The 11,583-nt window shown below is 56.5% G+C and carries 8 protein-coding genes and 1 pseudogene; 6 read left to right on the forward strand and 3 right to left on the reverse strand.

Annotation, left to right across the window (positions count from 1 at the left end; translation table 11 throughout):
• Positions 1-147: 147 nt before the first annotated feature.
• Positions 148-766 (forward strand): annotated as a pseudogene (locus tag I9H09_RS18455) (hypothetical protein).
• Between the two features lie 213 nt (positions 767-979).
• A complete protein-coding gene (locus tag I9H09_RS18460; protein WP_183130700.1) occupies positions 980-1,678 on the forward strand; it encodes a hypothetical protein in 699 nt (232 codons plus the stop codon).
• Positions 1,679-1,813: 135 nt separating this feature from the next.
• On the opposite strand, the gene I9H09_RS18465 is transcribed toward I9H09_RS18460, so the two are convergent.
• Positions 1,814-2,716 (reverse strand): hypothetical protein, encoded by a 903-nt coding sequence (locus I9H09_RS18465; protein WP_122347588.1) that lies wholly within the window; start codon positions 2,714-2,716, stop codon positions 1,814-1,816.
• Positions 2,717-3,080: 364 nt separating this feature from the next.
• Between I9H09_RS18465 and I9H09_RS18470 the strand changes: the two genes are divergently transcribed.
• The 3 genes from I9H09_RS18470 (at position 3,081) to I9H09_RS18480 (ending at position 7,641) form a co-directional block, all read left to right on the forward strand.
• A complete protein-coding gene (locus I9H09_RS18470; RefSeq protein WP_183142493.1) occupies positions 3,081-6,200 on the forward strand; it encodes a transglycosylase domain-containing protein in 3,120 nt (1,039 codons plus the stop codon).
• Between the two features lie 77 nt (positions 6,201-6,277).
• The gene (locus I9H09_RS18475) at positions 6,278-6,877 is read left to right on the forward strand and encodes a PadR family transcriptional regulator (RefSeq protein WP_024671667.1); all 600 of its coding nucleotides are present in this window, start codon (positions 6,278-6,280) and stop codon (positions 6,875-6,877) included.
• Positions 6,874-7,641: a siderophore-interacting protein gene (locus I9H09_RS18480; RefSeq protein WP_122323868.1), complete on the forward strand. Its 768-nt coding sequence runs from the start codon at positions 6,874-6,876 to the stop codon at positions 7,639-7,641. Before I9H09_RS18475 ends, I9H09_RS18480 begins: the two co-directional genes overlap by 4 nt.
• Before the next feature lie 17 nt (positions 7,642-7,658).
• Here I9H09_RS18480 and I9H09_RS18485 read toward each other — a convergent pair whose 3' ends face one another.
• A complete protein-coding gene (locus I9H09_RS18485; RefSeq protein ID WP_122311498.1) occupies positions 7,659-8,318 on the reverse strand; it encodes a Pr6Pr family membrane protein in 660 nt (219 codons plus the stop codon).
• Positions 8,319-8,373: 55 nt separating this feature from the next.
• Complete coding sequence (locus I9H09_RS18490; RefSeq protein WP_004658220.1) at positions 8,374-8,601, reverse strand: VF530 family protein; 228 nt, start codon at positions 8,599-8,601, stop codon at positions 8,374-8,376.
• 456 nt (positions 8,602-9,057) lie between these two features.
• Between I9H09_RS18490 and I9H09_RS18495 the strand changes: the two genes are divergently transcribed.
• Positions 9,058-11,469 (forward strand): glucose/quinate/shikimate family membrane-bound PQQ-dependent dehydrogenase, encoded by a 2,412-nt coding sequence (locus I9H09_RS18495; protein ID WP_236502216.1) that lies wholly within the window; start codon positions 9,058-9,060, stop codon positions 11,467-11,469.
• Positions 11,470-11,583 lie beyond the last annotated feature (114 nt).

Here is an 11,583-nt window from a genome sequence, read left to right on the forward strand (position 1 = left end):
TCACGTTTGTACGCCCTCTCGGAAATATCCTACTGGTTTATCAGGCCAAGTTTTTCAGGAATGGGCCGCTATCCGTCTAGAGACTAAACGGAGGGCAACGTCTTGAACATCAATGGAATCCCGAACCAGGCAAGTACCCTGCAACTGATGACGCAGCCATACGGCGCCAGTAAGGCAGAACCGACAGAAGAGGTCAGCACGAAGGACATCCTTGCATCCGAAGCAAAACTGACGAAAGAAAAAAAGTTTTACGAACAGCAGAAGGAGCCGTGGTTGTTGGAGCCCGTCAGCGAGCATATAAAAAACCGGCTTGACTACGTAGCCGAAAAGAAACTAATAGAGATCCTGGACCTCGCTTTGATGGAGATCACTTACAGCAGCCTTCAAGAGTAACTGAAGGAACTCTATCCTGAAATTGCAAGTAAAAATTTAGCTTCACTCTGGATGCAAGTGCGTCAATAAAGATAATTGATTACGACAATAGCCTGACTGAAAATGATAAATCGGTCCTCACACGCTCTATTAATGAGTTCAGAGAATTCAAAGAGCAGGTCAAGTATCACGCAAAAACCATAATGACCTTGGTGGACCATGATCACGAGACCTTCGGCGGCCGGTACAATCTGGACATCAGTAATTTCCAGGACGTTATCGACTATGGAAAGATCATGAACACCAGCGAAAAAAACAGACACAACGAATGGGTACAACAAGTTCAAAGCAACGCTGAAAAACGAGATTCCCTTATATTTCTTTGGCTGTCTGATGAAGCAGTCTGGCGAGACAAAAGCCTCGCCACACCATAAATTGACCTGATAGAGCGCCGGACGTCTAGTCAACCGCTGCATAAAACCCAAGGAATCTTCCTACAAAAAAACACCCCCTGCTAACTAAGGAAAAGTCCTACAAGCTTATCAGGCAAAGTTTTCCGGCGTAATGCCGTTAGAGAGTTATCACTAACAGCGAAGGGCGTTTCAAAATGAATATTAGCTCCCCCACCAGCAGTACTCATAAGCAGCCACTTTTACGACAAACCACCGCACCAGACAAGAACCCCGAAAAAGCAGCTAAACCGGTTGAGAAACAACGCAACCCCAATGAAGAGTTCTACCGATATGAGGACGCTCCCTGGCTCACAAAAAACTCAAAAGGTGAAATCGCTTCATTCTACAAAATGCTCTCCGAAGAAAATCTTGCTGACCTAAAAGACAAATACCTAAGGGAGCTCATCAAAACAACGAACGCTGAAATGTGCAGCATGTATGATGACTACCACGAATTCAAACAGCAGCTTCCTTACCTGAATCTTGAACTGTCAAATAAGCAGTTTGGCTTCACACTGAATTTCAACGAGAGCATCCAGGTCACCGACCCTGGTAACGTACTTACCCCTGCAGAATTCAGCTACCTGACCGAGAAATTGAACGAGCGTCAGTCGTTGAAAGACAGCTTGAGCAAGAACGCCAAAAGCATTATGGAGTTCGTCGACCACCACACGGAAAAACCAGACAAGCAGCACACGCTCAATCTAGAGAATTACAGCAAAATAATTGACTACGGACAGGTATTCGGCCGCAACCACATCGGGAATTTCATCAACACAATTCTTTACCAAGTGGAGCGCAATGCGCCGACACGTGAGGATGAGCGCACGCCTGTCATTGACACTCATGCTTGATCTATCAAAGCCAGGGTTTTTACGACCCCTGATCTATCAGCACTAGAAAAAGGATTTTTTTGACACACCGGCCTTGCTTACAAAAATAGAAAACGCCCTGCCTGGGTCCTCCAAGGCAGAGCGTTTAAATCTGAATCAGTTCCTGGACCAATTAGTCAACCAGCGCTTGCAAACATGGCCAAAATTATACGTGTGCGGCTTATCTGCCAACTGCTCCGGCAGTACATTATTCGCCCTATAACTTTTTACCTGATAGCGCGTACTCCAGGTCTCTCTACCGTTCTCGCTATAATACGTGAAGTTGTCAGCGAGTTTTCCACCTTCACATCGGCCAAACTTTATCAGTTGCATGATCTTCCCCGAGCTGTCCGATGTGTACGTCATGTCGCCATCATTTTCGACTTCAAGGAAAAACCCCATCACCCCACCTTCCAATGGAAAAGCTTTGCTGTCTGTAAAGGTCGCTTCCAGCATCGCCTCCGTAAGCGCCTGAGTCGCTAGAAAAGGAGGATCGGTAAAACCATACGGAATCAACCTGAAACCCGCCTCATGATGCAAATCATAGTTCAAATGAGGAAAAGAACCGAACACCACTCTATAGCCGGTGCTATCAAACACGGCACCGTCTGTAGCAAGAATACGCACACTGACCTGGGTCCCGGCATTCAACCCAGTGACTTTCTCCGCACCATTATGTCGCTTGGGCTGCCACTCCCCACCCTCCACCTGATACTCCAACTTCCATTTCTGGTTATAGTCGCTGTCCGGGGTAGTGATCAGTACATTCTGTCCACGCACAGCAGTAAAATCATACTGATGAACCGCGGTAGTACTTTCCAGAGAGTTGTTGATCTGATGAAGCTTATCCGACAGCATGACAGGAGTAGAACCATTTGCATCAGGAACTGCCTGATGCAGTTGTGGAGGCTGCTCGATGCTGGCAGAGGTTTCATCTACTTCCGCTATCGCATGCCAGGAAATTGCCAATAGCAGTCCGGACAAAAGCACACGCCGCGCTTTGTCTTTCTTATTCTTCATCTTATTAATCTCGATAGTATTGATTGATTACGCAGGGCATCATTGCCACTAACAAACCCGGACGTAATCAGCTGTTTTAATCGAGATCAAGCGACAGAAACACTTATCAGAAACCTTCTACAAAATAACTAATTGAGCGTTTGACTACTATCATTGATTGAGGGACAAGCTGTTACACAAACGGCTGTCAACGAACAAATGCGTTGCAGCAGGCGCTTGACTTAGACAAAAAAAGCACCCGAATCACGTCCCTCTGCGTAGCCCCACAATCAAGCGCGAAAACCACCAGACAATTTTCCCCATAACCTCAACCAGCGTCTAAGCTGAGATCAGGTGCGTTTACAGGATGACCGGACGATCGACTATGGGCGTATTTCGGCATTCCGATAGCAAGCAAGACATGATGTCCGCCGACCGTGAGGACGATCCGCGAACGCCGAAGCGGCCGCGTCGCAGGCGATACGGCTGGTGGGTGTTCTGGGGGATTTTAGTGTTGGCCGGGCTGGCGCTGAGCGTCGCTGTGGCAATGGAGAGCCGCAGCTCCAGATTACAGGCGCGGGAGTTCAGCCGATTTGCGGCGAGCCTGAGCTATTCGATGCAAACGGGGCCAGGCAACGAGGTGATCTACCCCGGTGACGGGCCGTTCGACAAGCGTCTCGGCTACTCATCGCTGGATGAGTTTCTGCCGCGCCTGCTCAAGCGTGACTACGTGATTACGCGCCAGACGCGCTTTTCCCCCGAACTGCGTCGCTATGTGCAGCGCGGTTTCTTTGTTCCCTATGAGGAAAAAATTCAGGCCGGGCTGTCGATCACCGATTGCCGCGGTGCACCACTGTATGAATACAGGTATCCGCAACAGCTTTACCCGACTTTCGCCGACATTCCACCGCTGGTGGTTCACAGCCTGCTGTTTATCGAGAACCGCGATCTGCTCGACCCGCAGCAGCCCTTGGCCAACCCGGCGGTGGACTGGCCGCGTTTTGCCAAGGCCGCATGGTCGCAAGTGGCGAAGATATTCGCCCTGCCCGGCCAATCTGCCGGCGGCAGCACGCTCGCGACCCAGCTGGAGAAATACCGTCACTCACCCGACGGGCTGACACAGTCTGGCTCGGAGAAACTGCGCCAGATGATTTCCGCCAGCGTGCGCGCCTATCAACCCGGCGAGCAGACCCTTGCAGTGCGCCAGCGGGTAGTACGTGATTACCTGAACAGCGTGCCGCTTTCTGCGGTGCCGGGCCACGGTGAAGTGCATGGTCTGGCCGAGGGGTTGCGGGTCTGGTTCGGCGTGGACTTCGCCAGAACCAATGAAGTGCTGGCGTCCAGCCCCACTGATCAAAAGGGCTTGGCTGAAAAAGCGCTGGCGTTGCGTGAGGTGCTATCACTGGTGATTGCCCAGCGCCGTCCGTCACACTATCTGGCCAAGGGTCGTGCGGAGCTGGCAGAGCTGACCGACAGCCACATTCGCTTGCTGGCTCAGGCCAATGTCATTGATAAACCTCTGGCCGATGCCGCGTTGACAGCAACGGTGACCTACCGCGACTGGGCACAGCAGCCGACCATTCAACCGATTGAAACCAACAAGGGCATCAGTGTCGCCCGCACCCGGTTGTCGAACCTGCTCAACCGTCCGCTTTACGACCTGGACCGTCTGGACCTGTCTGCCACCAGCACCTTGCACGGCGAGTTGCAGCGCAGCGTCAGCCAGTACCTGCGTGATCTGGCCAACCCTGAGTTTGCCGCCAGGGTCGGTTTGATGGGCGAGCGTCTGCTGACCCCGGCCAGCACGACGCAGGTGCGCTACAGCTTTACCTTGTTCGAGCGCGGCGTAGACGGTTCGCGGGTCAGGGTGCAGACCGACAGCACCGATCAGCCTTTCGACATCAACGAAGGCAGCAAGCTGGAACTGGGCTCCACTGCCAAGATGCGCGTGCTGACGACCTACCTGGAAATCATCGCCGAATTACACGGGCGCTATGCAGGCATGAGCACGGCGCAGTTGAGAAAGGTCCCCGTCGAGGAGCCTGACCGGTTGACTCGCTGGGCTTTGGATTACCTGATGCAAAACACGGATCGCAACCTGGCGAAGATGCTTTCCTCGGCCTTGGACCGAACCTACTCGGCGAGCCCTGCCGAGGCCTTCTTTACCGGCGGCGGCATGCACCGTTTCAACAATTTTCGCCGTGAAGACAACGAGCGAATCCCAACCCTGCGCGAGTCGCTGCGTGAATCGATCAACCTGCCGTTCATTCGCCTGATGCGCGACGTCGTGCGCTACAGCACTTATCAGGCGCCCAATAACAGCGCTTCGCTGCTCAAGGATGATGACGACCCGCGCCGCCAGGAATACCTGAGCCAGTTTGCCGATCGGGAGGGCACGGTGTTCCTGCTGCGCTTCTGGAAACGCTACAAGAACAAGACCACGCAGGAGCGGCTCGACACTTTTCTGGACGGTATCCATCCGACTGCAATTCGCCTCGCCGCCGTGCATCGCTACCTGCTGCCGAGCGCCGATCAGGCCGCGTTCAATGCGTTTGTTCGCGCTCACCTGGAAGAAACCAGAGCGAGCTCGAAGCTGACCGACAAGCGCCTGGCGGATCTGTACACAAGCTACGGTCCGGGCACTTACAACCTGCCGGATCAAGGCTATATCGCAAGGGTTCACCCGCTGGATCTGTGGCTGGTGGGCTACCTGCTCAAGCATCCGGACGCGCAATTCAAGGATGCAGCGGCGGCCAGTCGCTTCGAGCGTCAGGAAGTCTATGGCTGGCTGTTCAAAAGTCGCCACAAAGGCGCTCGCGACAGTCGTGTGCGGACCATGATGGAGGTCGAGGCGTTTCTGGATATCGAGCAGCGCTGGCAGCGCGTGGGGTATCCGTTTGATCACCTGGTGCCTTCGCTGGCAACGGCAATCGGCAGCTCGGGCGATCGTCCGGCGGCGCTGGCCGAGCTGATCGGCATCATTCAGAACGACGGCATTCGCCTGCCGCCGGTGCGCATCGACTCATTGCGTTTCGCCGCCGACACGCCATACGAAACGAACCTGACCATCAATCCGGAACTGGGTCAGCGTGTCTTGCCTTCCGAAGTGGCGGCGGCAATGCGCGAAGCGTTGTCGAAGGTGGTCGACGGCGGTACCGCCAAACGCGTGCAAGGCACCTTCAAGATGCAGGACGGCAGTGTGTTGGCGATGGGAGGCAAGACCGGCACGGGGGACAATCGGATCGAAAGCATTGGTGCGGGTGGACGCATTCTCAGCTCCAGGGCGATCAACCGCACCGCGACCTTCGTGTTTTACATCGGCGACAACCACTTTGGCGCACTGACTGCCTTCGTGCCGGGGCGCGCTGCAGAGGGTTTTCGCTTCACCTCAGCCTTGCCAGTGCAGGTACTCAAAGGCATGGCGCCGATCCTGACGCCTTATCTGGAAAACCACGGACAGGCCATGTGCAATAACCGACTACCTGATCCGCCCAAGGGTGCTTGACCCGGAAAACCGTTCGTCCCTGTCTCTTGCCAACACAATTAGATATATCTTAAGGTATATCTAACGTGTAACCAGAGATGAAAAAAATGCGTGAAGACAAACCCCCTCCCCATCATCGTCCGCCCCACCTTCGTGAAGCAGGCGAGGACCGCGACGGTTTCGAAAAGCGCCCTGGCCGCGAACGCGGTGGACGCGGCCCGCGGGTCTTTGCCCCAGGGGACCTGAAATTATTGTTGCTGGCGCTGATCGCCGAGCAACCTGCTCACGGCTACGACCTGATCCGCAAGATCGAGGGTCTGTTCGACGGCGCCTATTGCCCGAGCCCTGGCGTCATCTACCCGACCCTGACCTTTCTTGAAGAAAGCGAAATGATTCTTGGCGACGCCCAGGCCGGCAAGAAGCTTTACACCGTCACTGAAGCTGGGCGCAGCTCGCTGCAGGACCAGGCCGTTGCCCTTGAGGGCGTGCGGACACGTATCGATGTCAGCAAGCGTTCGTTGCGCGGCCATGACCGTCCGCCCGAGATTCACGAAGCGGTACACAATTTGCGGCATGCCTTGCAAATGCACCACGGTCGCTGGAGCCCGGAAGAAATCCTCAGGGTCAGCGATTTGCTCAATACCACCGCCAAGGCCATTGTCGATGGGCCTCAGTCTGCCTCGGAGACAACCGAATGAATTCGCCACAATCGATCCATCGCGTCATGCATGAAATCAAGCGTCGCAAGCTGGAAGTGCTGCGGGTCACCGACCTGACCCCGCTGATGCGCCGCGTTACGCTGCACGGCCCTGATCTGGCGGGTTTTATCAGCTTGGGGACTGATGACCATGTGAAGCTGTTCTTCCCTCAAACCCCGGAACAACAGGCAGCGCTGGAAGACCTGACCCCTGCCGATGACAAGGACACGCCACGCCCGCCCATGCGTGATTACACGCCGCGACGCTACGACGAAACCAGCGGCGAGCTGGACATCGACTTCGTTCTGCATGGCGAAGGTCCGGCGGCGACCTGGGCCGCACAGGCAAAGCCGGGGCAATTCCTGCACATCGCCGGGCCAAAGGGTTCGATGGTAGTGCCGGACATGTTCGACAGCTATCTGTTGATCGGCGATGAAACGGCCATTCCAGCCATTGCCCGGCGTCTGGAGTCGCTGCCCGCCAGTCGTGCTGCACTGGTGGTGGTCGAGGTGGCCAATCAACAGGAACAACAGACTTTCCAGAGTGCGGCGCAGGTCGATGTGATCTGGATTGTGCGCGGCGAGCAAAGCCTGACAGACGTCGTTCGCCGCCTGGAGATGCCCGAGGGCAAGCTGTATGCATGGGTTGCCACGGAATCCGGCCTGTCGCGCAAGTTGCGTCGGGTGCTGCTGGACGAATTCGGGCTGGAAGAAGATTTCGTCAAAGCCGCCGGCTACTGGAAGCTGAGCGACGGCGACGCGTAAAAACGACGCCGGGCGACTCACCCCTTGCGACGAGCCGCCCATGTGTCGACCGCCAGCAACAGCAGCGCAATCAACACGAACCCCAGCAGCACGCCCAATGCATTAACGAACGCTTTCAGAAAGCCGAGAGTGCCGACGTCAATGAACGGGTACATGTAGTCGCCAATCATGTTGCCGCGCAGCAGCACGTAGGCGAAATACACCACCGGGTAAATCGCCCACAGCGCAACATGGCCCGGACGTACATACCCCTTGGGCACATACATCCACCAGTACACTACAAATGCCAGCGGCATGACGTCGTGCAGCAACTCGTCGGTGACCCACTGCCAGCCCTGCGGGTGCCACAAGTGGCGCAACAGGATGTTGTAGGCGATGCCGACCAGCGCAATGCTCACTGCGATACCTGCACACACGACCGGATGGCGAAAAAACCGATGCCCCGCCGATTGCCGCCCGGTCAGTGCGCAACTGAGTGCGACCGCTACAAGGGTGTTGGTGAGCACTGTGAAAAAACTGAAAAACCTTACCAGCCCGCCCAACAGACTGGCATGGTCGGCATAGCGCCCCATGAAGATCAGATAAAGCTGGATGACCAGCCCCGACCATCCCAGACAGGCCGCAACCAGAGCGTAATAGCGCTGTCCCTGCGCGGTGTGCGGGTGTTCGCTGTGCATCGATCTGTTTCCTTGAGTGCCAGCTTCCCTGCCGAACGTGTAGGGCTGAAGCGCTTTACCAGCCTTTGCCGCGATGCAGCTTCACATAAAGCGCCTCGACCTTTTCTCGCGCCCAGGGAGTCTTGCGCAGGAACGTGAGGCTGGACTTGATGCTCGGGTCGCTCTTGAAGCAGCGAATGTCGATTCGCTCGGCAAGGCCGGACCACTCGTAGTGCTCGACCAGAGCCCTGAGAATCTGCTCCAGCGTGACGCCGTGGAGCGGATCGGAATTGGGTGTCGTCATGATGAACCTTGCAACGGATGAGTAGAGAACCGACGCCGAATAGATCGCTGGCAGGCGCCGGGGTTCAGCAAAGTCGGCCATTGTAAGCGCCGCGCTTTGATAAAACACATCCGCCTTAGGGCACTATTGCGAGGCCCGCAATGATCCATGTCATGTTTAAAGCTTTTCGAGAAATCGTTAGGGCCCTATCATTGCCGGTTTAGGGATTGAAGATCCTTTCTTTCAGAGACTTCTTCCAGAGATTGCTGCGGATAAACGCAGATGCACGAACTCGGACAGCGGTGGTCTACGACTCAATGACCATCGCAGGCTGAGCGCACAAGCGCATTCTGCTCGACGGTTGAATTCAACTGTCAGTGATTCGTCTCATTAAGCAGCTTCAAGGAATGGCGCCAGGGTAGGCGATGCACACGAAAACAAGACACCAATCACTTACTTCTCGCGGAGATTCGCATTATGAGCACTGACGGTGCTTCAAACAGAAATCGCCTGTTACCGACCCTGCTCGGGCTGGTGATCCTGCTGATGGGGCTGGCGTTGCTGGTCGGCGGCGTCCGCCTGCTGCAACTGGACGGCTCTCTTTACTACCTGCTGGCGGGCGTCGGTTTTGCCGTCACCGGCGTGTTGTTGCTCACCGGACGCGCGGCCGCGCTCGGGCTCTACGCGCTGCTGTTATTCGCAAGCACCGTATGGTCGCTGTGGGAAGTCGGTCTGGACTGGTGGCAACTGGTGCCGCGTCTGGCGTTGTGGTTCGCACTCGGTATTGTCTTGCTGCTGCCCTGGTTCCGCCGTCCGCTGCTGCTCAACGGCCCGGCGCGCATGGGCACGGGTGCATTGAGTATCGCTGTGGTGCTGGCCGGTCTGACCGCGCTAGCCAGCCAGTTTACCAATCCTGGACGTATCGAAGGCCAACTGGACCGCGAAACTGCTGGCACCACCAATACCGCTCCGGCTATGCCCGACGGCGATTGGCAGTCGTATGGCCGTACGGCTTTCGGCGATCGCTATTCGCCACTGACGCAGATTACCCCGGAAAACGTGAACAAGCTGGAGCCGGCCTGGACTTATCGCACAGGCGATATTCCTGGCCCGAATGACCCAGGTGAAACCACAGCCGAGAACACCCCGCTGAAAGTCAACGGCATGCTCTACGTGTGTACGCCGCACAGCCAGGTGATCGCCCTTGATCCGGATTCAGGCAAGGAAATCTGGCGCTTCGATCCGAAGCTCAGCACTCAGAACGCAGCCAACTTCAAAGGCTGGGCACACATGACCTGCCGTGGCGTTTCCTACCACGACGATGCAGCGTATGCCGCCAGCGCTCCGGCACAAAGCCCGGCAGCCGATAGCACGGCCACGGCAAGCGCTTGCCCACGCAAAATCTTTCTGCCGACGGCCGACACCCGTCTGATCGCCCTGAACGCCGACACCGGCAAGATGTGCGAAGACTTCGGCAACAAAGGCTCGGTTGATCTGACAGCCAACATGGGCACGTTCGCACCGGGCGGTTACTACTCCACATCGCCACCGGCAGTAACCAAAGACCTGGTGATCATCGGTGGTCACGTCACTGACAACGTGTCGATCGACGAGCCGTCCGGCGTGATCCGTGCCTACGACGTCCACACCGGTCGTCTGGTCTGGAACTGGGACAGTGGCAACCCGGAAGAAACCGCTCCGATTGCCGAAGGCAAGATCTACACCCGCAACTCGCCGAACATGTGGTCCATGTTCAGCGTCGATGAAAAACTCGGCCTGATCTACCTGCCGATGGGCAACCAGACGCCAGACCAGTGGGGCGGTGATCGTACGCCGGAGTCCGAGAAGTACAGCGCTGGTCTGGTTGCACTGGACATCGCTACCGGTCGCGTTCGTTGGGACTTCCAGTTCACCCACCATGACCTGTGGGACATGGACGTGGGCGGTCACCCGCCCCTGCTGGACATGAAAACCGCCGATGGCGTGAAGCCAGCGGTATTGGCATCGACCAAGCAGGGCAGCATTTACGTTCTGGACCGCAGCACCGGCAAGCCAATCGTGCCGATCAACGAAGTGCCGGTCCCGCAAGGCGCTGTTGCAGGCGACCACACCTCGCCGACCCAACCGAAGTCCGACCTCAACTTCATGCCGCCGCCGCTCAAAGAGCGCGACATGTGGGGCGTGACGCCGTTTGACCAGATGATGTGCCGGATCGACTTCAAGTCGCTGCGCTACGACGGCCCGTTCACGCCGCCATCGTTGCAGGGCTCGATCGTTTATCCGGGTAACTTCGGTGTGTTCGACTGGGGCGGCATTGCAGTCGATCCGGTTCGCCAGATCGCCTTCGTCAACCCGAACTACATGGCGTTCCGATCCAAACTTGTACCTTCCGCAGAAGTTGAAGGCGGCCCGGGTCGCAAGAGCGAAACCGAAGGCGTGCAACCGAACAAAGGCGCGCCATACGGCGTGATCCTCGAAGCGCTGCTGTCGCCTATGGGCCTGCCCTGCCAGGCACCGGCGTGGGGTTATCTCGCGGCAGTCGACCTGACCACCCATAAAACCATCTGGAAGCACAAAAACGGCACTGTACGCGACAGCTCGCCGATTCCGCTTCCGCTGACCATGGGTGTTCCAAGCCTGGGTGGCCCGTTCATGACCGCCAGCGGCCTGGCATTCATGAGCGCTACGCTTGACCAGTATCTGCGCGCCTACGACGTACGCAATGGCAAGCAGCTGTGGGAAGCCCGTCTGCCAGCAGGCGCGCAAACCACCCCGATGACCTACACCGGCAAGGACGGCGAGCAGTACGTACTGGTCGTGGCTGGCGGTCACGGTTCGCTGGGCACCAAGCAAGGTGACTACGTGATGGCGTTCAAACTGCCGAAGTAAAGTGGTGTTGAAGTAAATGAAAGGCGGCTACCGAGAGGTAGCCGCCTTTTTTGTCGCCATTGAAACCTGGACATCAGTTGCGTCTGCTATCGGACAAGACGTGGGAGCATTCGC

Source organism: Pseudomonas tremae (assembly GCF_023278125.1).
GTDB lineage: Bacteria > Pseudomonadota > Gammaproteobacteria > Pseudomonadales > Pseudomonadaceae > Aquipseudomonas > Aquipseudomonas tremae.

What these genes read in the sequence shown, in the direction of transcription:
- I9H09_RS18460 (WP_183130700.1), top strand. Translation starts at nt 980, where the DNA reads ATGAATATTAGCTCCCCCACCAGCAGTACTCATAAGCAGCCACTTTTA.
- I9H09_RS18465 (WP_122347588.1), bottom strand. Translation starts at nt 2,716, where the DNA reads ATGAAGAATAAGAAAGACAAAGCGCGGCGTGTGCTTTTGTCCGGACTG.
- I9H09_RS18470 (WP_183142493.1), top strand. Translation starts at nt 3,081, where the DNA reads ATGGGCGTATTTCGGCATTCCGATAGCAAGCAAGACATGATGTCCGCC.
- I9H09_RS18475 (WP_024671667.1), top strand. Translation starts at nt 6,278, where the DNA reads ATGAAAAAAATGCGTGAAGACAAACCCCCTCCCCATCATCGTCCGCCC.
- I9H09_RS18480 (WP_122323868.1), top strand. Translation starts at nt 6,874, where the DNA reads ATGAATTCGCCACAATCGATCCATCGCGTCATGCATGAAATCAAGCGT.
- I9H09_RS18485 (WP_122311498.1), bottom strand. Translation starts at nt 8,318, where the DNA reads ATGCACAGCGAACACCCGCACACCGCGCAGGGACAGCGCTATTACGCT.
- I9H09_RS18490 (WP_004658220.1), bottom strand. Translation starts at nt 8,601, where the DNA reads ATGACGACACCCAATTCCGATCCGCTCCACGGCGTCACGCTGGAGCAG.
- I9H09_RS18495 (WP_236502216.1), top strand. Translation starts at nt 9,058, where the DNA reads ATGAGCACTGACGGTGCTTCAAACAGAAATCGCCTGTTACCGACCCTG.